This is a genomic window from Blastococcus xanthinilyticus (assembly GCF_008124835.1).
Lineage (GTDB): Bacteria > Actinomycetota > Actinomycetes > Mycobacteriales > Geodermatophilaceae > Blastococcus > Blastococcus xanthinilyticus.
In genome coordinates, this window is record NZ_VNHW01000006.1 from 254,446 (window position 1) to 277,068 (window position 22,623).

The 22,623-nt window shown below is 73.9% G+C and carries 18 protein-coding genes; 7 read left to right on the forward strand and 11 right to left on the reverse strand.

All coding sequences use genetic code 11. From position 1 onward, the window contains the following. Positions 1 to 208 precede the first annotated feature (208 nt). Complete coding sequence (locus BD833_RS11710) at positions 209 to 2,812, forward strand: bifunctional FO biosynthesis protein CofGH (RefSeq protein ID WP_166533295.1); 2,604 nt, start codon at positions 209 to 211, stop codon at positions 2,810 to 2,812. 62 nt (positions 2,813 to 2,874) lie between these two features. Here BD833_RS11710 and BD833_RS11715 read toward each other — a convergent pair whose 3' ends face one another. Next, on the reverse strand, positions 2,875 to 3,690 hold the full coding sequence (locus BD833_RS11715) for an SRPBCC family protein (protein ID WP_166533351.1): 816 nt from the start codon (positions 3,688 to 3,690) through the stop codon (positions 2,875 to 2,877). 213 nt (positions 3,691 to 3,903) lie between these two features. Between BD833_RS11715 and BD833_RS11720 the strand changes: the two genes are divergently transcribed. Beyond that, positions 3,904 to 4,341, forward strand: a complete 438-nt coding sequence (locus BD833_RS11720; RefSeq protein WP_166533352.1) for a cupin domain-containing protein — start codon at positions 3,904 to 3,906, stop codon at positions 4,339 to 4,341. Between the two features lie 146 nt (positions 4,342 to 4,487). Here the strand turns inward: BD833_RS11720 and BD833_RS23400 are convergent, their stop codons facing one another. Further along, complete coding sequence (locus BD833_RS23400) at positions 4,488 to 5,030, reverse strand: DUF981 family protein (RefSeq protein ID WP_208092605.1); 543 nt, start codon at positions 5,028 to 5,030, stop codon at positions 4,488 to 4,490. A gap of 310 nt (positions 5,031 to 5,340) precedes the next feature. Here BD833_RS23400 and BD833_RS11730 point away from each other — a divergent pair, with 310 nt between their 5' ends. After that, the gene (locus BD833_RS11730; protein WP_166533296.1) at positions 5,341 to 5,757 is read left to right on the forward strand and encodes a hypothetical protein; all 417 of its coding nucleotides are present in this window, start codon (positions 5,341 to 5,343) and stop codon (positions 5,755 to 5,757) included. A 120-nt stretch (positions 5,758 to 5,877) separates the two neighbouring features. After that, entirely contained in the window at positions 5,878 to 6,918 is a 1,041-nt protein-coding gene (locus BD833_RS11735) for a LacI family DNA-binding transcriptional regulator (protein ID WP_208092606.1), read from the forward strand. Positions 6,919 to 7,000: 82 nt separating this feature from the next. On the opposite strand, the gene BD833_RS11740 is transcribed toward BD833_RS11735, so the two are convergent. Next, on the reverse strand, positions 7,001 to 8,968 hold the full coding sequence (locus BD833_RS11740; RefSeq protein ID WP_166533297.1) for a glycosyl hydrolase family 28-related protein: 1,968 nt from the start codon (positions 8,966 to 8,968) through the stop codon (positions 7,001 to 7,003). Positions 8,969 to 9,382: 414 nt separating this feature from the next. Here BD833_RS11740 and BD833_RS11745 point away from each other — a divergent pair, with 414 nt between their 5' ends. Continuing rightward, positions 9,383 to 10,396: an NADPH:quinone reductase gene (locus BD833_RS11745; protein ID WP_166533298.1), complete on the forward strand. Its 1,014-nt coding sequence runs from the start codon at positions 9,383 to 9,385 to the stop codon at positions 10,394 to 10,396. A 64-nt stretch (positions 10,397 to 10,460) separates the two neighbouring features. Continuing rightward, positions 10,461 to 11,594, forward strand: coding sequence for a glycerate kinase (locus tag BD833_RS11750; protein ID WP_166533299.1), 1,134 nt, complete (start codon positions 10,461 to 10,463; stop codon positions 11,592 to 11,594). Here BD833_RS11750 and BD833_RS11755 read toward each other — a convergent pair. From BD833_RS11755 to BD833_RS11785, 7 genes are all read right to left on the reverse strand, one after another. Then, a complete protein-coding gene (locus tag BD833_RS11755; RefSeq protein WP_166533300.1) occupies positions 11,575 to 12,342 on the reverse strand; it encodes a DeoR/GlpR family DNA-binding transcription regulator in 768 nt (255 codons plus the stop codon). The genes BD833_RS11750 and BD833_RS11755 overlap by 20 nt on opposite strands. A gap of 24 nt (positions 12,343 to 12,366) precedes the next feature. Then, positions 12,367 to 13,404 (reverse strand): 4-hydroxythreonine-4-phosphate dehydrogenase PdxA, encoded by a 1,038-nt coding sequence (pdxA, locus tag BD833_RS11760; protein ID WP_166533301.1) that lies wholly within the window; start codon positions 13,402 to 13,404, stop codon positions 12,367 to 12,369. Next, entirely contained in the window at positions 13,401 to 14,756 is a 1,356-nt protein-coding gene (locus BD833_RS11765; RefSeq protein ID WP_166533302.1) for a four-carbon acid sugar kinase family protein, read from the reverse strand. Before BD833_RS11765 ends, pdxA begins: the two co-directional genes overlap by 4 nt. Positions 14,757 to 14,775: 19 nt before the next feature. Then, positions 14,776 to 16,281, reverse strand: coding sequence for a GntP family permease (locus BD833_RS11770; RefSeq protein ID WP_166533303.1), 1,506 nt, complete (start codon positions 16,279 to 16,281; stop codon positions 14,776 to 14,778). 369 nt (positions 16,282 to 16,650) lie between these two features. Further along, positions 16,651 to 17,805 carry an acyl-CoA dehydrogenase family protein gene (locus BD833_RS11775; protein WP_166533304.1) on the reverse strand — a complete coding sequence of 385 codons (1,155 nt, stop codon included), beginning with the start codon at positions 17,803 to 17,805 and terminating at the stop codon, positions 16,651 to 16,653. Continuing rightward, the gene (locus BD833_RS11780; protein ID WP_166533305.1) at positions 17,805 to 19,808 is read right to left on the reverse strand and encodes an acetyl/propionyl/methylcrotonyl-CoA carboxylase subunit alpha; all 2,004 of its coding nucleotides are present in this window, start codon (positions 19,806 to 19,808) and stop codon (positions 17,805 to 17,807) included. The genes BD833_RS11775 and BD833_RS11780 overlap by 1 nt, the downstream gene beginning before the upstream one ends. 84 nt (positions 19,809 to 19,892) lie before the next feature. Beyond that, positions 19,893 to 21,506 carry a carboxyl transferase domain-containing protein gene (locus BD833_RS11785; RefSeq protein WP_166533306.1) on the reverse strand — a complete coding sequence of 538 codons (1,614 nt, stop codon included), beginning with the start codon at positions 21,504 to 21,506 and terminating at the stop codon, positions 19,893 to 19,895. Positions 21,507 to 21,595: 89 nt separating this feature from the next. On the opposite strand from BD833_RS11785, the gene BD833_RS11790 reads away from it, so the two are divergent. Next, entirely contained in the window at positions 21,596 to 22,222 is a 627-nt protein-coding gene (locus tag BD833_RS11790; RefSeq protein WP_166533307.1) for an SACE_7040 family transcriptional regulator, read from the forward strand. A 118-nt stretch (positions 22,223 to 22,340) separates the two neighbouring features. Here the strand turns inward: BD833_RS11790 and BD833_RS11795 are convergent, their stop codons facing one another. Beyond that, complete coding sequence (locus BD833_RS11795; protein ID WP_341770594.1) at positions 22,341 to 22,580, reverse strand: HNH endonuclease signature motif containing protein; 240 nt, start codon at positions 22,578 to 22,580, stop codon at positions 22,341 to 22,343. Between the last annotated feature and the right edge of the window lie 43 nt (positions 22,581 to 22,623).

A 22,623-nucleotide genomic window follows, 5' to 3' on the forward strand; every position in this document is an offset into this window, starting at 1 on the left:
GGTCCGTGCCGCCCGCCGCGGGCAGCGCGGCGACCCGCGCGGAGGTCGCGCCGTGAGGCTCCCGGGCACGCGGCGCCTGGCCAGGTCCGGTTCTCCGGGCAGTCTGCCTCTGCCCACCCGGGTGGGCAGAGGCAGACCCTCGGCGGACCCACCATGAGCCGGGTCGGCAACGCCGCCGTCATTCCGGCGGTCTAGCGTCGGACCCGCTATGAGCGCCCTGCCTGCACCGTCCGAGTCCGCCCTCCGCCGTGTCCTCGTGCGCGCCGAACGCGGCGTGACCCTCGACGCGGTCGAGGCCGAGACGCTGCTGCACGCGCGCGGGCTGGGCGACGGCGAGCCGCTGGACCGGCTGCTCACCGCCGCCGCACGGGTGCGCGACGCCGGGCTGGCCTCGGCCGGGCGGCCGGGCGTGGTCACCTACAGCCGCAAGGTCTTCATCCCGCTCACCCACCTGTGCCGCGACCGCTGCCACTACTGCACGTTCGTCACCACCCCCGGTCAGCTGCGCCAGGAGGGGAAGGCGCCCTACCTCTCCCCCGACGAGGTGCTCGACATCGCGCGGGCCGGTGCGGCGCTGGGCTGCAAGGAGGCGCTGTTCACCCTCGGCGACCGCCCGGAGGACCGCTGGCCGGTCGCGGCGGAGTGGCTGGAGGCGCACGGCTTCGACTCCACGCTGGGCTACCTGCGCGCCATGGCGATCCGGGTGCTCGAGGAGACCGGCCTGCTCCCCCACCTCAACCCCGGCGTGCTGTCGTGGGAGGAGATCCAGCGGCTCAAGCCGGTGTCGGCGTCGATGGGGATGATGCTCGAGACGACGGCGACCCGTCTCTGGTCGGAGAAGGGTGGCCCGCACTTCGGCAGCCCCGACAAGGAGCCCGCCGTCCGGCTGCGGGTGCTGGAGGACGCCGGGCGCTCCGCCGTCCCGTTCACCACCGGCGTGCTGCTGGGCATCGGCGAGGACTACGCCGAGCGGGTCGACGCCGTGCTGCAGATCCGGGCCGCGGCCGCCCGGCACGGGCACGTGCAGGAGACGATCGTCCAGAACTTCCGGGCCAAGCCGCGCACCGCGATGCAGGCCCACGACGACCTGGAGCTGCAGGAGTACGTCGCGGCCGTCGCCGTCACCCGGCTGCTGCTCGGCCCGAAGGCCCGCGTGCAGGCACCGCCGAACCTGAGCGACTCCACCGAGCTCGGGCTGCTGCTGCGGGCCGGCGTCGACGACTGGGGTGGGGTCTCCCCGCTGACGCCGGACCACGTGAACCCCGAGCGGCCCTGGCCGAACATCGACAAGCTGGCCCAGCTGACCGCCGACGCCGGGTTCACCCTCCGCGAGCGGCTGGCTGCCCAGCCGCCGTACGTGCAGCAGCCCGAGCCGTGGCTGGACCCGCGGGTGCGCCCGCACGTCGACGCCCTCGCCGGCCCCGACGGCCTCGCCGTCGAGGGACGGCTGCCGGTCGGGCTGCCCTGGCAGGAGCCGGACGAGTCGTGGGGTGCCGCGGCGAGCGGGCGGGTCGACCTGCACGTCGAGGTCGACACCGTCGGGCGCACCGGCGACCGCCGCAGCGACTTCGACGCCGTCTACGGCGACTGGGCCGAGCTCCGCGACCGGACGACCGGCGCCCGCGACGGGCACTCGACGGCGCTGGCCGCCGGCGACCCCGAGGTGCACGCGGCGCTCGCGCACGCCGAGACCGACCCGGCCGGGCTGTCCGACGCCGAGTACCTCGCGCTGCTGGGCGCCGACGGCGCTGACCTGGACGCCCTGGCAGCGCTGGCGGACGCCGTCCGCCGGGACGTGAACGGCGACTCAGTCACCTACGTCGTGAACCGGAACATCAACTTCACCAACGTCTGCTACACCGGCTGCCGGTTCTGCGCCTTCGCCCAGCGGCGCACCGACGCCGACGCCTACACGCTGTCGATGGCGCAGGTGGGCGACCGCGTGGACGAGGCGTGGGCGGCCGGGGCCACCGAGATCTGCATGCAGGGCGGCATCCACCCCGACCTGCCCGGCACCGCCTACCTCGACCTCGCCCGCGAGGTGAAGCAGCGCCGGCCGGGCATCCACCTGCACGCCTTCTCGCCCATGGAGATCGTGAACGGCGCCGCCCGCACCGGCCTGTCGTTCCGCGACTTCCTCACCGGCCTGAAGGAAGCGGGGCTCGACTCGGTGCCCGGCACGGCCGCGGAGATCCTCGACGACGACGTCCGCTGGGTGCTCACCAAGGGGAAGCTGCCCACGGCGACCTGGCTGGAGATCATCGGCACCGCACACGAGGTGGGCCTGCCGACGACGTCGACGATGATGTACGGCCACGTCGACACCCCCGCCCACTGGGTGGCGCACCTGCGGACGCTGGCCGCGCTGCAGGACCGCACCGGTGGCTTCAGCGAGTTCGTGCTGCTGCCGTTCGTGCACCACAGCTCACCGATCTACCTGGCCGGCGTCGCCCGGCCCGGCCCGACGGTGCGGGAGAACCGGGCGGTGCACGCGGTCGCCCGGCTGCTGCTGCACGGCCGGATCCCGAACATCCAGACCTCCTGGGTCAAGCTCGGCGACGCCGGCACCCAGACCGTGCTGCAGGGCGGCGCCAACGACCTCGGCGGCACCCTGATGGAGGAGACGATCAGCCGGATGGCCGGCAGCGAGAACGGCTCGCTGAAGACCATCGCCCAGCTCGAGGCGATGGCCGAGGCTATCGGCCGGCCGGCCCGCCAGCGGACGACGGAGTACGGCACCCCGTCGGCCGAGCGCCTGGCGACCGCCCGGTCCGACGAGGGCCGCCGCCGGCTCACCCTGAGACCGGTCTGAGCGACGGCGGTGGGGGCCGGGAGGATCCGTCCCCCACCGCCCGGTTCAGCGGCTGCCTCCGGTCACGCCTGGTCGCCGGTGCGGCGCGCGGTCGACCCGGCGCCGTCGGGAGCCGCCGGGGCGGCGTACCCCTCGGCGACCGGCTCCTCGACCACCACCTCGACCTCCTCCGCCGCGGCCCGGTCCACCGGGGTCTCCTCCACGACCGCCACGGGCTGCGGCGGCGCCGGGGGCGCCGACGGCACCGGCTGCGGCTGCTCGGACCCCGAGCCGCTCTTCGACCCGGCCACCGCCGCGCCGGCGGCCGCGGCCCCCGCCAGCGCGGCGGCGCCTGCGGCCACGACCTTCCCCGACAGGCCCGCCTTGCCGCTGTCCCCGCGAGACATGGCCGCGTCCTCCACGTCCGGGGTGCGCCCGCTCACCGCGTGGTCCTTCGAACCACGCCACGCGCCGCTGGCGTAGCCGGCGTCCTCGATCAGGTCCTTGAACTTCTGCAGGTCCGACTTCGCCTGCCGGCCCACGATGCCCAGCTTGTCGCCGGCCTGCTCCACCAGGCCCTCGGGCTCGTACTCCAGGGTGAGGTGCACGATCGTGGACGACGGGCCCGCGGGTTCGAACCGGACGGCACCAGCGTTGGTCGCACCACCCGTGGCCGCCCAGCTGATCTTCTGGTCGGGGACCTGCTCGAGGATCGCGGCGTCCCACTCCCGCCGGACTCCTGCGATCTCGGCCACCCAGTGCAGCCGCAGGTCACCGCGCTGCTGGACCTCCTTGACCCCGCCCATGAAGTGTGGGAAGTCCTCGAACTGGGTCCACTGGTTGTAGGCGGTGCTCACCGGCACGTCGACCTGGATCGACTCTTCGACCTTGGTGGTCATCGTCAGCTCCTGTTCTCTGGCGGTCTGCGGTCTGCGGTCTGCGGTCTGCGCGGTACCCCTGGGGCAGCATCGATGCACGTTCCGGCGCAGCGCCTCGAGCTGCTCGACCTCGACGGCACCGGGCTCGAGAGCCTCCGGATGCCGAGCCGCCGGCGGAGGTCTGCCGGGCCGCTGGGGTCGCCGTCGGCCGGGGGCCGGCGCTAGCGTCCGCGCATGGCACCGGACTCCGACGCTCCCGACCACTGGCACGCACCGCTGCGGCACGTCCGGGCGGCGGAGCTGTCCGGGGACACCGGTCAGAGCAGCGGCATGACCCGCCGGGAGGCGGTGTCCGGCAAGAGCGTCGGCGCGGAGAAGGTCTGGATGGGTCAGGCGCACGTCGCGCCCGGCACCGCCTCGGCCAACCACCACCACGGCGACTCGGAGACCGGCATCTACGTCGTCTCCGGCCGACCGGTGTTCGTCTTCGCCCGCGACGGCGAGGAAGTGCGGCTGACCCCGGAGCCGGGCGACTACGTCTTCGTGCCGCCGTGGACCCCGCACCGCGAGGAGAACCCGGGCGAGGAGGAGGCCGTCGTCGTCCTCGCGCGCAGCAGCCAGGAGGCGGTCGTGGTGAACCTCCCGCCGGGCTCGCTCACCGACCACGCTTGAGCAGTCGGTCCGCGCCCGGACCTGACCGCTCTGCCCAGGTGGGTACATCGTGTTGACGATCAGCCCGATGTGGGTGAAGTAGTTCAGCGCGCCGAACACCAGGAAGGCCAGTCCGGCCAGGCCCCACGCGACGCTGACCACCGTGGTCACCGCGCCCATCCGGCAGGCGCGCAGCACCAGCGGGAAGAGCACCGCGCCGAGGCCCACCAGGACGTAGGGCCCGAGATGAAGACCGCCTCGAGCATCGGGGCGTCGGCGAACTCGCCGGCGATCGGCTCGGCCGGCGGGGCGGCGAACACTGTGTAGTTGACCCCGGCCACGGCGATGCCGAAGGCACCCAGGCCCATGCCGACGACGAAGACCGACAGCGGCAGATAGTCACGTGCGAACCCGGCGACAGGGTCCGCGGACTCCAGCAGCACGCGCCCGCGGCGCCACAGGTGCACGGCGGCACCGAGCATCAGGACACCGAAGGCGAGCGCCGGCTCGCCGAAGATGATGTTGTCGAAGGGGAACGTCGGCGCCAGCGGCCAGGTCAGGGTCATGTGCGCCCCGGTGAGGGTCAGGATGACTCCGAGGACGCCGAAGGCGAGCGCGTAGCCGTCGAGCCGGACGTCGCACGGGTCCTTGAGCAGCTGACGGCCGAGCAGCGCCACCAGGAGCAGTCCGGCTCCGGCGGCGACGGACATGATCGTGTTGTAGGTGGGCAGCTGGTTCCAGTCGATGGTCAGCGTCCTCGTCCTTCGTGGTGGTGTGTGGCCTCCGGTGACGGTCCACCAGGGCAGACGGCGGGCGCCGTCGCGGAACCCGACCGGGAGGGTCTGACCAGCCGCGGGACGCGCCAACCGGGCCGCCACCGGCGGAAACCGCAGGTCCGCGGGGTGGACGGTCCGCCTCCCCGCGGGTCTGCCCCGGTGGATCGTGGCGTCGCGCGTGCCCGTCGCACGGCCGACGTCCGACCGGACGGCCGCGCCCGACGGGACCACTAGCCTCGGGTGCATGGGGTACTTCGGGACGCTGGTGTACAGCGAGGGACGGTGGCGGAACGGAAGGCCGACCGCGGTGCCGTTCCTCATGGTCGACGTCCACGACAGCGACATCGCGACCGTCGACTACCGGGCCGCGGATGCGACGGGCGGACGCTTCTTCCTCGGCTACGAGCCCCGCGTCTACTTCGACGAGCCCGACGCCTCCGTGCCGGTCGACGTCGACGCCGAGGCCGAGGGCTTCACCCGCTGGGTGCGCGACGCCGTCGGCACCGAGATCGAGCCGGCTGAGGTGCGGCGGCTGATGGCCTCGCCAGGCGGTGCACCACCGACCGACGAGGTGGTCGAGGAGACGGTGGAGCGGCTGCTCACCCTGGCCGGGCTCCCCACGCCGGTGTGGCCGACCGACGACGACGCGCCGGCGGGCTGAGACCGCCGGGAGTCCGCCCCGGTACGGGCCGGAGGCGGCCCGCTCCGTGTCGCCGCGCGATGATGCTCGGTGTCGGCGCGCGCTACCGTGCGGCGACACGTCTCCCCGAAGAGGAACGTCATGGCTCAGCACCCGACCGAGGACGCGCCGGACCGCGCGGTGGGCGGGGTGCCCCTGCCACGGATCACCAGTGCGGACGTGGCACGGGAGAGCGGGGTCTCGCGCACCACGGTGAGCTACGTCCTCAACGACACCGCCGGCGCGATGATCTCCGAGGAGACGCGCCGCCGGGTGCGCGCGGTCGCCGACCGTCTCGGCTACGCCCCGTCCGCCGCCGCGCGGGCACTGCGCAGCGGACGCAGCGACCTCGTGCTGTGCGCCCTCCCGGACTGGCCGGTCGGTCCGGTCATCGACGCCCTGCTCGACCACCTGACCGAGGAGCTCGCCGTCCGGGACCTGTCCGTGCTGGTCTACCACTGCCGGGGCCACCGGCCGCTGTCGGACCTGTGGCGCGCGGTGACGCCGCGTGCGGTCGTCGGCTTCACCGCGTTCACCGCCGAGGAGGAGGACGGCATGCGCCGGGCCGGCATCCAGGTGCTCGGCACCGTGCAGGACGAGGACCTGCGCCGGCCGGGCGCGTTCGCGGTTCCGCAGATGCAGGTGGGACGTCTGCAGGTGCAGCACCTGGCGGCGCAGGGCCACCGGGTGCTCGGCTACGCCGCGCCGACCGATCCACGGGTGGCCGGCTTCGCCGCGCCGCGGCTGGCCGGCGTGCGCCAGGAGTGCCGCCGGTCGGGCCTGCCGGCGCCACGCGTCCAGCCGGTCGACGTGTCCGCCGACTCCGGGGCTGCGGCCGTCCGCGCCTGGCGCACCGGGTCCTCACCGGCCACCGCGGTGGCTGCGTACAACGACGAGGTGGCGTTGGCGGTCCTCGCCGGCCTGCGCGCCGAGGGCCTCCGCGTACCGCAGGACGTCGCCGTGATCGGGGTCGACGACGTGCCGGCGGGGCGCCTGTCGGCCCCTCCGTTGACCACCGTCTCGCAGTCCGTGGATCTCCAGGCCCGCTTCCTGTCGGCTGCGGTGGTCGCCGCGCTGGACGGCGCCCCGGAGCCGCCGCACCCTGCCGACGTGCTGCGGCTGGTGGTGCGCGAGTCGGCCTGACCCGTCGGGTGGCGGACAGGCCGGTGGGCCGGAGCGGAACGCTCCGGCCCACCGGGGAGTGCGGTTCAGGTGCTGGTGCTGATCACTCCTCGCCCGGGGTGACGCACGGCGGGTACGAGATGACGTACTGGGGCGCACCGGTGTTGCTGTTGTCGGACTGGCTGCCGCAGTCGTTGACCACGTGCTCGACGGTCCCCTCGCCGAGGTTCACGGTCATGACGTGGAACAGCTCGACGCCCGGGGTGACAGGCACCTCGAAGCCCATCTCGGTGACGATGTCGGGGTTGTTGCGGTTGTAGACGTAGACACCGCCGCCGTACAGGTTGTGCGTCGTCACGTCGTCGGCGACCTTGTAGCCCGCCCAGCCGAGCGTGCCGTCGGGCTCCTGCCAGTCCGCCTGGGTCGGCGGGTCGTAGGGCAGCTCGTTCTGGTACAGGACCGTCGTGCCGTTCTCGCCGTTCCAGATGGTGTTGTGCTCCTGGAAGTGCTCGACGAACAGGCCGGTGGCGGTCACGTCGTCACCGTTCACGACGACCCCGTTGCGGCCGATGTTGACCTCCCAGCGCACGTCGTCACCGAGGAAGCCGGGCTCCCCTTCGAAGCCCTCGATGCCGTGGTCGGCGCGCCACACCCAGGTGTGGTCGATGAGGACGTCGTCGCTGTTGACCTCCAGGGCGATGTCCGCCTTGCCGATGTGCGGCCCGCCGACGCGGAAGTAGACGTCGGACAGCGTCGTCGGGTTGGCCGATGCGTCGTGCGCCCGACCGTTGTTGCCGTTCTTCTTGCCGACCTGCAGCAGCACCGGCGACTCGACGGTGCCGGCGTCGATCGTGACACCGGCGACCACGACACCCGGGACGTCGGCCACCGTCAGCGGGATCGAGCCGCCGACCGCGGTGAGCGTCGCGTGCCCGAGCCCCAGGACGACGGTGTCGGCCCGCTTGACCGAGATGCTCTTCGCGATGTCGTAGACACCGGGGGTGATCAGCAGGTTCTTGCCGCGGGCAAGCTGGTTGTTGATCTCCTGCACCGAGGTCGACGGCTTCGCGATGAAGAAGTCGGTGATCGGGATCGTGCGGCCGGCGGTCATGCCCTCGTCCCACGAGACGCCGCGGGTCCCGGTCTGCGCAGCCGGCACGCGGACGTTGTAGGCGCCCTGCTCGTCGATGAAGAGGTAGGGCTTCTCCCGGCTGACCGGGGTCGTCTCGAGCGTGGTGTACGCCGGGTCCGGGAACGAGGCGTCGTCAGGTGCACCCACGACCCCGGAGAAGACCTGGTTCCACACGGCGTTGGACCAGCCGCCGATCTCGCTGTCGCGGGTGTACCACTGCTGCTGGGAACCGTTGACCACGGTGCCGCCGAACTTCGAGTCGGCGATGTAGCCACCGCTGGCGAAGTGCGGCCCGCGGGTGCAGTAGTCCATCAGCGAGAACTGCGGTTGCCCGTCACCGGCGAGGACGTTGAGCCGGCGGAGGGACACCGCCTGCGACACGGCCCAGAAGTTCGCCGAGGCGCGGCAGCCGTCCTGCCCGGCACCGTTGGCGTCGATGGTCAGGTTGGACAGCGTGCGCCAGAAGTTCACCAGCGCGATGCAGTTGCCGGGCTCGCCGTCGGGGTCGGTGTCGAGGCAGCGGTTGTAGACCTCGACCTTGCCGTTGATGACGACATCGGTGGGCGAGGCGCCCAGGCCGGTGATCTCGGTGTAGTAGCCGACCTTGATCTGCAGCGGATTCTCGTCCGTGCCGTACGTACCGGGCTTGAAGAGGTAGGCGTACCGCTCGGTGCCCATCTCGTTGTCGACCTGCTGGGCGTACGTGGCATCCAGCGTCGCCTGGATGTCGTCGACCGGCATGCTCGGGTCGAAGACGGTGATGTTGGGGCCGAGGTCGGGGTTCGTGGGGTCGACGGCCTGCGGGGGCGCTGCCGACGCGACGCCGACCGTGGCCGGGGCGACGGACAGCGCGACGGCGACGGAGAGCAGGCCGGGGAGGCGTCGGCGACCGCGGCGGCGGAGCGCCGGGGTGTGCAGTGGCGTGCCTGGTGAGTTCATCCGAGTCCTCGTCATCGAGTACGACACCAGCCATAGTGACTCGTGTCACGTGCGGGCAACCCTAGGTGCGTCCACGGGCTTGTCAAGACGGCGGTGGCACCCGACCGCGGAGTGCCTGGTGGCAGCAGGGTCCCGCCGAGCCCGTCGGTCGTTCGAGGCATGTCCTCCACGCTGGCTGTCACGGGCGGCGCCGCCGCAGGAGCCCGCGCCCCTCTTCCACGTCGAGGCTGCCGTGATCGCCGCGGGCGGGGAACCCCGGCCGTACACGCCTCACCGAGGACAGGCGCGGTGCGGCACGACGGTGATCCGGCTTCACCGGCCGGCGGCGGTAGACCTGTCGCACCGCCGAGCGGAGGGGGTGGATGCGGCCGAGCGGCACGAATCACCTCCGCGACGCCGGGTAGGGGCACGTGCGTGCGAGCGATCTCCTACACCCGGCCCGGCGGTCCCGACGTCCTGCAGCTGACCGACCGCCCCGTTCCCGAGCCCGGCCCCGGCGAGGTGCGGGTCCGCGTCGCGTTCTCCGGGGTGAACCCCACCGACTGGAAGTCCCGCAGCTCCGCGCAGCCCGGCCCGGACGGGCAGGTGCCGAACCAGGACGGCTCGGGCACCGTCGACGCCGTCGGCCAGGGCGTGGACCCGGCGATGCTGGGCCAGCGGGTGTGGATCTGGGAGGCCGCCTGGCAGCGCCCGTGGGGCACCGCCGCGGAGTTCACCGTCGTCCCGGCGCGGCACGTCGTCCTGCTGGGCGAGCAGATGCCGTTCGAGCTGGGCGCGGCCCTCGGCATCCCGTTCCTCACGGCGCACCGCTGCCTGACCGTCGCCGAGTCCCTCCCCGACCGGCTGGGCGCCGGGGCGCTCACCGGCTCCACCGTGCTGGTGCAGGGCGGGGCCGGCGCGGTCGGCAACGCCGCCATCCAGCCCGCCCGCTGGGCCGACGCGACGGTCATCGCCACGGTGAGCAGCCCGCGGAAGGCCCAGCTGGCCGCCGCGGCCGGGGCCGACCACGTCGTGAACTACCGGGAGCAGGACGTCGTCACCGAGGTGCGCAAGGTCGCGCCGAAGGGCGTCGACGCGATCGTCGAGGTCTCCGCCGCGGTGAACGCCGGCGTCGACGCCCAGGTCATCGGGATGCACGGGGCGATCGCCATGTACGCCGACGACGGCGGCGCCGAGGTGACCGTGCCGGTGCGCGCCCAGATGGGCCCGAACGCCCGCTGGCAGTTCGTCCTCGTCTACACCGAGCCCGAGCGCGCCAAGGTGCTGGCCATCGAGGACGTCGCCACCGCGGTCGCCGACGGCGCCGTGCGGGTCGGCGAAGAGGCCGGGCTGCCGCTGCACGTGCACCCGCTGGCCGAGACCGCCCAGGCGCACGAGGCGGTGCGGCAGGGCGCCGTGGGCAAGGTGCTGATCGACGTCACCGCGTGACCGGCTCGGTCGCCGGGCCGACGGGCCCGGTCCCCTCGGGCGGGCGGCTGGCACGATCCCGGACATGACACGGGTCCTCGTCGCGCCGGACAAGTTCAAGGGCTCGCTGACCGCGGCGGAGGTCGCCGCCGCGGTCACCCGGGGGCTGCACGCCGGGGCGCCGGGGCTGGAGATCCGGGCGGTGCCCGTGGCCGACGGCGGCGACGGCACCCTGGCCGCGGCCGTGGCCGCCGGGTTCGAGCGGGTGCCGGTGACCGCCGCCGGCCCCACCGGCGAGCCGGTGGCCACCGGCTACGGCCGCCGCGGCGAGGTGGCCGTCGTCGAGATGGCCGACGTGTCGGGCCTGTCCCGCCTGCCCGCCGGCCGGCCGGCCCCGCTCACCGCCACCAGCCGCGGCACCGGCGAGGTGATCGCCGCGGCGCTGGCCGGCGGCGCCCGCCGGGTGGTCGTCGGCATCGGCGGCAGCGCCTGCACCGACGGGGGCGCCGGGATGCTGCAGGCGCTGGGTGCCCGGCTGCTGGACGCGGACGGCCGCGAGCTCCCCGCCGGGGGCGGGGCGCTGGGGGACCTGGCCCGCGTCGACCTCGGCCGGCTGCACCCGGCCGTCGCCGGGGCGGAGATCGTGGTCGCCTGCGACGTCGACAACCCGCTCACCGGGCCGGGTGGCGCCGCCGCCGTCTACGGGCCGCAGAAGGGCGCCGACGAGGCCTCCGTGCAGCTGCTGGACCGCAACCTGGCGCACCTCGCGGACCGGGTCGCCGACGCCACCGGCCAGGACGTCAGGAGCGCACCCGGCGCGGGCGCCGCGGGCGGTGTCGGCTTCGCCGCGATGGCCGTCCTCGGCGCGGCGCTGCGGCCGGGGATCGACCTGTTGCTGGACCTGCTCGACTTCGCCGCGCAGGTGCGCGACGCCGACCTGGTCGTCGTGGGCGAGGGCTCGCTGGACGAGCAGACGCTGCACGGCAAGGCGCCGGTGGGCGTCGCCCGGATGGCCCGGGAGGCCGGCGCGGCGGTGGTGGCGGTCTGCGGCCGCAGCACGCTGGACGAGCAGCAGCTGCGGGCGGCCGGGATCGACGCCGCCTACGCCCTGGCCGAGCTGGAGCCGGATACCGCGCGGAGCATGGCGCACGCCGCCGAGCTGCTCGAGCGGGTCGCCGCCGACATCGCCGTCCGGCACCTCACGCCGGGACCACGCTGACCCCCCGGCGCCCGAACGCGGCGACGGTCGCCGGGTCGACGCCGTCGTCGGTGAGCACGCTCCACTCCCCCGCCAGCTGCGTCCAGGCAGGGGGCGTGGCCGCGAGGAACTTGGAGGAGTCGGCGAGCACCACCACCCGGCCCGAGCGCCCGGCGACCAGCTCCTTCACGTAGGTCTCCTCGACCGTGGGCTCCCCGAGCCCGCGGTCCGGGTGCAGGGTGTCCGCCCCCAGGAAGGCGACGTCGAAGGCGAGCCGGCCCAGCGCCACCTCCGACAGCGCGCCGGCAACGCCGTGGCTCAGCGGCTGCACCTGGCCGCCGACCATGATCACCCGCACCTCCGGCGCCCGCGCCAGCAGCAGGGCCGCCTCGAGCCCGCGGGTGGCCACGGTGAGCGGCCCGCGGTCGGCGAGGACCCGCGCCAGGGCCAGGCAGGTGGTGCCGGCGTCGACGAAGACGCTGGCCTCGGCGGGGACCAGCTCGGCCGCCGCGGTGGCGATGGCCGCCTTGGCCCCGGCGAACAGCTGCGCGCTCTCGCCGAAGGAGCGCTCGTGGAAGACGTCGCGGACCAGCGCACCCCCGTAGGTCCGGGCGATCCGCCCCTCGCCCTGCAGCGTGGCGAGGTCCCGCCGCACCGTCGAGGCGGAGACGCCGACCCGCTCGGCCAGCGTCTCCACCCCGTCGATGCCGCTGCGCAGCAGGGTCACCAGGGCCTCGTGCCGCTCCTCGGTCGAGCGGCGTCTGCGCATCTCCGCCATGGACGCCGGCTGCGCTCAGGACCCGTAGGTGCGGCGGATGTTGTCGACGAACGGGGCGTAGTCCACCGCGGCGAGGTAGGCCGACAGCATGGTGCCGTGCCCGGCCTTCCCGGTGCCGGCGATGTCGAACGCGGTGCCGTGGTCGACCGACGTCCGCAGGATCGGCAGGCCCACCGTCACCGAGATGGTGCCGTCGAAGTCGAAGGTCTTCGCCGGGATGTGCCCCTGGTCGTGGTACTGCGAGAGCACCCCGTCGTACCTACCGACCAGGCCCTGGTGGAACACCGAGTCGGCCGGGACGGGCCCGCTGACGTCCAGGCCCTCGGCGCGGGCCGCCTCGCACGCGGGGCCGATGTGCACGATCTCCTCGTCGCCGAAGTTGCCGTTCTCGCCGCCGTGCGGGTTCAGCGCGGCGACGGCCAGCCGCGGGTTCTCCACGCCGAAGACCTGGAGCGCGGTGTGCGCCTTGCGGATGGAGTCCTGGATGCGCTCCTTGGTCAGCTGGTCGATGGCCTTGCGCAGCGAGACGTGCCGGGTGGTGAAGAAGATCCGCAGGTGGTGGCCCTCGGCCGCGGAGTTGCGGACGACGAACATCGTGTCCTGCTCGGTGACGCCGGTCAGCTCGCCGAGCATCTCGGTGTGGCCCAGGTGCTTGGAGCCGGCGGCCCAGATGGCCTCCTTGTTGATGGGGCCGGTCACGATGCCGGCCACCTTCCGCTCCATCGCGGCGCGCGTGGCGGTCTCGATCGCCGCGACCGCGGCCTTGCCGGCCCGCGCGTCGACCTGCCCCCACTCGGGCACGTCGTCGCCGAGCACGCCGGTGTCGACGATGTCGATGACGCCCTCGGCGGGCTCGACGTCGAAGTCCTCGACGCTGCGTACCTCCACGTCGAGGCCCATGGCCGCCACGCCGCGGCGCAGTGCGGCGGCGTCCCCGACGGCGACGCCGTGGTGGTCGGCGGCGCCGGCCTGCTCGGCCAGGGTGCGGGCGGTGATCTCCGGGCCGATGCCCACCGGGTCACCGAGGGTCACCGCGAGTACGTGTCGGGTCATGTCCGTGTCTCCTTCGTGCGGGGCGGCGGAGGGCGGTGCGACGTCCGGGCGGAGGCCACCCGGCGGCGGTCGAGCTCGACGGTCTGCCGGAGGTGGTCGAGGCACGCGACGGTGGTGCCCACGTTCCCGACCAGTCCACCCTTGGTGACGATGGTCAGCCCGTCCCACGGCCCGCCGACGAGTGCCCCGGCGACCGCCAGGGGGACCACTTCGCCGGAGATGTCCAGCCCGTGGGAGCCGAGCTCGGCCAGGACGGCGGCGGTCACGTCGCCGCCGGTGGTGAACAGCCCGTCCACCGGGTGCTCCTCCAGTACGCGGCGGACCGCCGTCGCCAGGGAGCGCGGGATGCGGGCGGCGTCCTCCGCCGTCGTCGGCTGGACGTCGGCGTCCTCGACCACGGTGGCGAACACGACGATGTCGTCCCCGCCGGCCCCGGCGAGTGCGGAGCCGAGGACGGCGACCGCCGCCTCGACGTCGGGCACGGCGCTGCCGGGCAGCACCGGCACCCGGTGCACCGCGGCGCCGCGCTCGGCGACCAGCTGCCGGAGCTGCTTGCGGGTGAGCTCGGTCGCCGATCCGGACACCACCAGGAGCGGCGCGCCCTGCGCGGTGCGGGTGAGGCCGAGGGCCCGCGCCATCGCCACCGAGCACGGGCCCGGGTCGCTGGTCACCCACACCAGCTCCTGCCCGGCCGACGCGGCGACCGCCGCGGTGGCGACGCGGTCGAGGTGCTCCTCGGTGGTGGCGTCGGCGATCAGGATCTGCACGCCGTCGGCGAGGGCCGAGCCGATGGCGGCGACCAGGTCCGCCGCCGGGCCGGTCACCGTGGCCATGGGCACCAGCGCGGCCGACAGGCCGGTCTGCTGCCGCAGGATCTGCGCGACCTCCGAGGTGCGCACGGGGCTGCGGGCGTCGCGGGCGACCTCGGTCTCCTCCAGCCGCCGGCCGTCGAGCAGCTGGGTGCCCCCGATGGTGTGCCGCCCGGCCGTCGGGTGCGCCGGCGCGCAGAGCACCACCACCCGCGCCCCGGCGAGCCGGCGCACCTCGTCGGCCACCGCCTCGGTGGTGGCGCCGACGTTGCCGCGCAACGTGGTGTCGATCCGGTTGCAGACCAGCCGGGCCGGCCACCCGGTGCGGACGACGGCCCGGGCCAGCGCCGCCGCCTCCTCCGGCGAGGCGTGCCGGCTGTCGGTCGTGGCGACCACCACGTCGAAGCGGGCGGCCATCCCGGCGACCACGTCGGCCCGGGTGGCGGCGCTCGCCGTCGCCGCCCGCAGGCCGGCGGACGCGAAGTCCGCGGCGGTCGCGTTCGCGCCGGTCAGGTCGTCGGCGACGACGAGTACCTCGGCCATCAGCTGGGGCTCCCGCCGGTCAGAGGAACAGGCTGGCGATGAGCAGCAGCGGGAGCGACGCCAGCCAGACCGCGGTGGTGATGCCGGACCAGCCCTTCAGCGCCGCGGTGCCCTCCAGCCCGGTGAACCGGGTGACGACCCAGAAGTAGGAGTCGTTGAAGTAGCTGAAGACCATGGAGCCGGCGCAGCACGCCAGGGCGGCCAGCAGCGGCGACAGCCCGAGGGCGAGGACGAGCGGCGCCGTCACCGAGGCGGCGGTGATCATCGCGACCGTCCCCGACCCCTGCGCGAGGCGGACCAGCGAGGCCACGAGGAACGGCACGAGCACGCTCGGCAGCGACAGCGCGGACACCGCCTCGGCCAGCTCGTTGCCCACCCCGGTGTCCCGCAGCACCTGACCGAGCGCGCCACCGGCACCGGTGATCAGGATGATCAGGCCGGCCGAGGCGGCGGCGTCGGCGAGCCAGCCGTGCACCCGGTTGCGCGGCGTCCAGCGCGGGAGCAGCAGGTAGACGGCCAGGATGATGCCGATGATCAGCGCGACGACCGGGTTGCCGATGAAGCCCATCACCGAGGCGAGCCCGGACGGGGTGTACTCGTCTGTCGGGGCCAGGACGCCCTGCGCGTTCCGGTCGCTCGCGGTGGCGACGGTGTTCGCGACGATCAGCAGGAGCGGGACGAGCAGCGGGACGGCGGCCAGCCAGAAGCCCACCTTGTGCGGTGCGGCGCCCGCCGGCGGCTCGCCCAGGGCGGACGGGGTGTCCTCCCGCAGCGGTTCGCCGGTGACCTCGTCCGGCCCGGCCCCGGTCCCGCCGCCACCCGAGGCCGCGGCGCCGGGGGCGTTCGCAGCCGCGCTCGTGCCGGCCGGCACGCCGGCGTAGACGGCCTCGCGGACGTTGGGGCTGATCTCGCTCTCGAGCTTCGGCCCGATCCAGGTGGCGTAGGCGATGACCACGGGGAGGAGCAGGAGCGCGAAGACCAGCCCGGCGAGGATGAGCGCGCCCAGGTCGGTGCCCAGGATGCCGGCCACGCCGAGCGGGCCGGGCGTCGGCGGGACGAGGTGGTGGGTCAGGGTCATGCCGCAGCCCAGGGCGAGCGCCAGGGTGACGTAGCGGCCGCGGATCCGGCGGGCGATCGAGCGGGCGAGCGGGTTCATGATCACGTACCCGGAGTCGCAGAACACCGGGATGGAGACGACGGCTCCGGTCCCCGCCATGGCCCAGTGCTCCCGACCCTTGCCGAGCAGCTTGACGAACTTCTGGGCGAGCGCGTCGGCGGCGCCGGAGACCTCGAGGATCTTGCCGATCGCGACACCCAGCCCGATCACGATGCCGATCGAGGCCAGCGTGTTGCCGAAGCCGGTGGTGATCGAGGCGATGATCTCCCCCGCCGGCGCGCCGGCGACGAAGCCGGTCACCAGGGCCGCGATCAGCAGCGCCACGAAGGCGTCGAGCCGGGTGCGCAGGACGATCACGACGATCGTCGCGATCCCCAGCGCCAGGGCGAGAAGCAGTTGCACGTCCATGCGGGACCTCTCTGACACTCCTCCGCCGTTGGAGGAATCCAGAGGAATGGTGGAGCACGTCACTGCGCACAGCAAGCGCTACTGGCGAAAAACGTGCGCAGACTGCGCAACTAGCTCCTGACCGCGCCACGGGTGCGCGCTCGTCGTGGTCCCGGGCGCCGGATCACCACGACGAGCGCGCAACCGCCCTCCTCGTACCCGTCAGCCGACGCCCTGCCCCTGGTCGGCCTCCGCCACCGGTCCGCTCCTCGGTCGCTGGCGCTCCCTGCGATGCTCCCGCCGGCGTCAGCCGACGCCCTGCCCCTGGTCGGCCTCCGCCACCGGTCCGCTCCTCGGTCGCTGGCGCTCCCTGCGATGCTCCCGCCGGCGTCAGCCGACGCCGAGGTCGCGGGCGATCAGCATCCGCTGCACCTCGCTGGTGCCCTCGCCGATCTCCAGGATCTTCGCGTCCCGGTAGAACCGGCCGACCGGGAACTCGTTCATGAACCCGTAGCCGCCGTGCACCTGGGTGGCGTAGCGGGCGTTGTCCATCGCGACCTCGGAGCTGTACAGCTTGGCGATCGAGGCCTCGCGCCTGAACGGCTCGCCCCGCAGCATCTTCTCCGCCGCCCGGTAGTAGGCCAGCCGCGCGGTGGAGGCCCGCACCTCCATGTCGGCGATCATGAACTGGATCGCCTGGTTCCGGCCGATCGGCTGACCGAAGGCCTCGCGCTCGGCGGCGTACTTGATCGACTCGTCCACGCAGCCCTGCGCGAGCCCGACCGACAGCGCCGAGATCGCGATCCGGCCCTCGTCGAGGATGGAGAGGAACTGGGCGAACCCGCGACCGCGCTGCCCCACGAGGTTCTCCTCGGGCACCCGGCAGTCGTCGAAGGAGAGCTCGCGGGTGTCCGAGGCGTTCCAGCCGACCTTGGAGTAGCGCTTGCCGACGCTGAAGCCCGGCGTGCCCGACGGCACGATGATCGCCGAGATCTCCTTGCCGCCCTGCGGCTTGTCGCCGGTGACGGCGGTGACCGTGACCAGCTCGGTCAGGTCGGTGCCGGAGTTGGTGATGAACGCCTTCGAGCCGTTGATCACCCAGTGCCCGTCCTCCAGCCGCGCGGTGGTGCGGGTGGACCCGGCATCCGAGCCGCCGCCCGCCTCGGTCAGCCCGAAGGCGCCCAGCGCCTCACCCGCGCAGAGCCGGGGCAGCCACTCCCGCTTCTGCTCCTCGGTGCCGAACCGGAAGATCGGCATGGCGCCCAGCGAGACGCCGGCCTCCACGGTGATCGCCATCGAGCTGTCCACGCGGGCCAGCTCCTCCAGCGCCACGCAGAGGTCGAAGTAGGTGCCACCCCCGCCGCCGTACTCCTCGGGGAACGGCAGGCCGAACAGGCCCAGCTCGCCCATCTGCCGCACGATCTCCGTCGGGAACTCGTCCCGCTCGTAGAACTCGCCGATCTGCGGGGCGATCACCTCCTGCGCGAACTCGCGGACGGTCGTGCGGAGGCTCTCGGTCTCGTCGCTGAGCCGGTAGTCCAACATCAGTTCTCCTGCTGCTCCGGTGCGGGCGCGGCTGGGGTCACCAGCGCCACCCGCTCGTCCAGCGCGACCGTCTGGCCCGCCGTCACACCTAGCTCGGCCACCGTCCCCGCGACCGGGGCGGTGAGCACGTGCTCCATCTTCATCGCCTCGACGACCAGCAGCGGGGTCCCCGCCGCCACCTCGTCGCCGACCGCTGCCTGCACCACCGTCACCGTGCCAGGCATGGGCGAGGTGACGACGCCGTCCCCCGCTCCCGAACCCGCCGCCGCGGACGCCAGCCGCTCCTGCTCGCGCAGCTCGGTCACGTGCCCGTCGGCGGCCAGCCACACCGAACCGCCCACGTGCGCGACCGCGTAGCGGACGGTCGAGTCGCCGACGGTGACCAGCAGGTCGTCCCCGACGCGCACCGCGCGGGACGGCACGACCCCACCGGCGACCCGCAGCTCCGCCGCGGCGGCCCGCCCGCGGAGCTCGACCTCCACCGGCTCGCCGCCGGGCGCCTGCAGCCGGCGGACCGTCCACGCCGGCTCCCCGAGCCGCCAGCCGTCGGGCACGTCGAAGCGGTCGACGACCGGGCCGGCGGGCTCCGCCTCCAGCTGGAGGGCGAGCGCGGCGGCGGCGTGCACCGACCAGGGCACCGGCTCGGCCGCCGTCAGCTCCTCGCCCCGCCGCTCGATCAGCCCGGTGTCCAGGGTTCCGGCGACGACGTCGCCGTCGGTGAGCAGCGCCCGCAGGAAGGGTGCGTTGGTGGTGACGCCGAGGACGGCGGTGCGGCCCAGCGCGCCGACCAGGCGCGCCCGCGCGGTCTCCCGGTCCGGGCCCCAGGCGACGACCTTGGCCAGCATGGGGTCGTAGTCGGTGCCTACCACGGTGCCGACGGCCAGCGAGCTGTCCACCCGCACCCCGGGGCCGGAGGGCTCGACCAGGCCGAGCACCGTGCCGGCCTGCGGCAGGAACCCGCGCGCCGGGTCCTCGGCGTACAACCGGGCCTCGATGGCATGCCCGTCGAGGGAGACGTCGCTCTGGTCGATCGGCAGCCGCTCACCGGCGGCCACCCGGATCTGCTGCTCGACCAGGTCCAGGCCGGTGATGCACTCGGTGACCGGGTGCTCGACCTGCAGCCGGGTGTTCATCTCGAGGAAGAAGAAGTCGCGCGGGGAGTCGGCGTCGACGATGAACTCGACGGTCCCGGCCCCGGTGTAGCCGACCGCCTTCGCCGCCTCGACCGCCGCGCGGCCCATGGACGCCCGCATCGAGGTGTCCAGCAGCGGCGAGGGCGCCTCCTCGATCACCTTCTGGTGCCGGCGCTGCAGGCTGCACTCCCGCTCGCCGAGGTGGATGACGCTGCCGTGCGCGTCGCCGAGCACCTGCACCTCGATGTGCCGGGAGTTGCCGACGTAGCGCTCGACCAGGAGCGTGTCGTCGCCGAAGGAGTTCCGCGCCTCGCGCCGGGCGGCGGCGATCGCCTCGGCCAGCTCTCCCGCCGACCGGACGACGCGCATGCCCTTGCCGCCGCCGCCCGCGCTCGGCTTGAGCAGCACCGGGAAGCCGGCGGCGACGGCGGCCTCGGCCACCGCGTCGTCGTCCATCCCCGGCTCGCTGCGCCCCGGCACGACCGGCACGCCCGCGGCCATCACCGTCCGCTTGGCGCGGATCTTGTCGCCCATCGCCTCGATCGCGGCGACCGGCGGGCCGATGAACACGATCCCGGCGTCGCCGCAGGCGCGGGCGAAGTCGACGTTCTCCGACAGGAACCCGTAGCCGGGATGGATTGCCTGCGCGCCGGTCTGCTCCGCGGCCGCCAGCACCCGCTCGATGGACAGGTAGCTCTGCACGGCCGGTGCCGGGCCGAGCCGGACGGCGACGTCGGCCAGCCGGGTGTGCAGCGCGCCGGCGTCGGCGTCGCTGTGCACGGCGACCGACCGGATGCCCATCTCGCGCAGCGTGCGGATGACCCGGACGGCGATCTCGCCGCGGTTGGCGACCAGGACGGTGTCGAACATCAGGCGGGCTCCCCCGGTCACATCCGGAAGACGCCGTAGCCGACGTCCTCCAACGGCGCGTTGGCACGTCGTGGACGTGAGAGGTCACATACGGAAGACGCCATAGCCAACTTCCTCCAACGGGGCGTTCGCGCAAGCAGACAAAGCGAGGCCGAGCACCGTGCGGGTGTCGGCGGGGTCGATGACGCCGTCGTCCCAGAGCCGGGCGGTGGCGTAGTACGGGTGGCCCTGCGACTCGTACTGGTCGCGGATCGGCGCCTTGAACGCCTCCTCGTCCTCGGCCGGCCACTCCTCGCCGCGGGCCTCGATCCCGTCGCGCCGGACGGTCGCCAGCACCGAGGCCGCCTGCTCCCCGCCCATCACCGAGATGCGGGAGTTGGGCCAGGTGAAGAGGAACCGGGGCGAGTACGCCCGGCCGCACATCGAGTAGTTGCCGGCGCCGAACGAGCCGCCGATGACGACGGTGAGCTTCGGGACCCGGGCGCAGGCGACGGCGGTGACCATCTTGGCGCCGTGCTTGGCGATGCCCCCGGCCTCGTAGTCGCGGCCGACCATGAAACCGGTGATGTTCTGCAGGAACAGCAGCGGGATACTCCGGCGGTCGCACAGCTCGATGAAGTGCGCGCCCTTGAGCGCCGACTCGGCGAACAGCACGCCGTTGTTGGCGATGATCCCCACCGGGTGCCCGTGCAGCCGGGCGAAGCCGGTGACCAGCGTCTGCCCGTACAGCGGCTTGAACTCGGCGAAGCGGCTGCCGTCGACCAGCCGGGCGATGACCTCCCGGACGTCGTAGGGCGTGCGCGGGTCGGGCGGGACCACCTCGTAGACCGACTCCGGCGGGTACGCGGGCTCGACCACCGGCTCGACGTCCCACGGCCGCGGCTCGCGCGGGCCCAGCGTCGACACGATCTGGCGGACGATCTGCAGGGCGTGCGCGTCGTCGTCGGCCAGGTGGTCGGTGACCCCGCTGACCCGGCTGTGCAGGTCGCCGCCGCCGAGGTCCTCGGCGGTGACGACCTCGCCGGTCGCCGCCTTCACCAGGGGCGGGCCGCCCAGGAAGATCGTGCCCTGCTCCCGCACGATCACGGCCTCGTCGCTCATCGCGGGCACGTAGGCGCCGCCGGCCGTGCACGAGCCCATGACCGCCGCGATCTGGGCGACGCCGGCCTTGGAGAGGTTGGCCTGGTTGTAGAAGATCCGGCCGAAGTGCTCGCGGTCGGGGAAGACCTCCTCCTGCATCGGCAGGAAGGCGCCGCCGGAGTCGACCAGGTAAATGCAGGGCAGCCGGTTCTGCAGCGCCACCTCCTGCGCCCGGAGGTGCTTCTTCACCGTCATCGGGTAGTAGGTGCCGCCCTTGACGGTGGCGTCGTTGGCGACCACGACGCACTCGCGGCCGGAGACCCGGCCGATGCCGGTGATGATGCCGGCCGCCGGGGCGTCGCCGTCGTACAGACCGTGGGCGGCCAGCGGCGAGAGCTCGAGGAACGGGCTGCCCGGGTCGAGCAGGGCGTCGACCCGCTCGCGGGGCAGCAGCTTGCCGCGCGCGGTGTGCCGCTCGCGGGCGCGCTCACCTCCGCCGAGGGCCACCCGCCGCAGCTGGCCGGCGAGGTCGGCGACGAGCTCGGCATGCGCGGCGGCGTTGCGGGCGGCCGACGCCGGGTCGGCGGTCAGGGTCCGGGGCAGCACCGGTGCGTCCACGCCCAGCAGGTTAACCGTCGTTCACCGCCGGGGTCCACTCCCGCGCCGCGGGGTGAACCGTCGTTCACCCCGGCGCTACCATCCCTGCCATGACGAGGGCGGGCACGCAGGCGGGCCCCGGCCGGTCGGCGCGCGACACCGCCCTCATCGCCGATACCTCGCACCCCTCCCGCCGGGAGCAGATCCTGCAGGCCGCCGCCCAGCTGTTCGCCGAGCGCGGCGCCCGCGCGGTCGGCGTCGACGACATCGGCGCCGCGGTGGGGGTCACCGGCCCGGCGATCTACCGCCACTTCGCGAGCAAGGACGCGATGCTCGCGGAGATGCTCGTGGGCATCAGCGAGCGGCTCGCCGACGGCGCCCGAGAGCGGATCGCCGAGGCGGGGCCGGAACCGGCCGCCCAACTGCGCGCCCTGATCGACTTCCAGGTCGAGTTCGCCCTCGACAACCCGGCGCTGATCGTGGTGCACGACCGCGATCTGCCGTCGCTCCCCGGTGCCGATGCCGCGGCGGTGCGCCGGCTGCAGCGCCGCTACGTCGAGGAGTGGGTGGCGGTGCTCGCCCGGCTGCACCACGGCGACGACGCCGCCGCCTGCCGGGCGCGCGCCCACGCCGTCTTCGGTTTGATCAACTCCACGCCGCACAGCGCCGGCCGGCTGGGTCGCCCGGCCATGGGCGAGCTGCTCCGGCGCATGGCCTGGTCCGCCGCCACCGGCTGAACGCAGTCGCTTCCGGCTCAGCCTGACTGGGCGCGGGCGTCATCGCGCTCGCTCGCTGCGGATTCGTCGCCACCCTGCAGCCCGCCGCGAACTCGGCCGGATCCTCGGCGCCGACGGCTCAGGGGCCGGCGCGGCTGAGGATCTCGGTGCCGTCCGGCCGGTAGGTGTGCCAGTGAGCGGTGCCGGGATCTCGGCGAATCGCGAATCCGCCTTCGTGACAGCTGGTGTGGTGCCGCTCGCAGAGGAGCGCCCCGTTGTCGCAGCTGGTCGGGCCGCCGTGTGCCCAGTGGATGACGTGGTGGACGTTGAGCTTGCCCCGGTCCAGCGGACGGCTAGGTACTGAGCATGGCGTAGGCAGCGGGGGTTCGGTAGCCGAGGGCGGAGTGCAGTCGGTGGTTGTT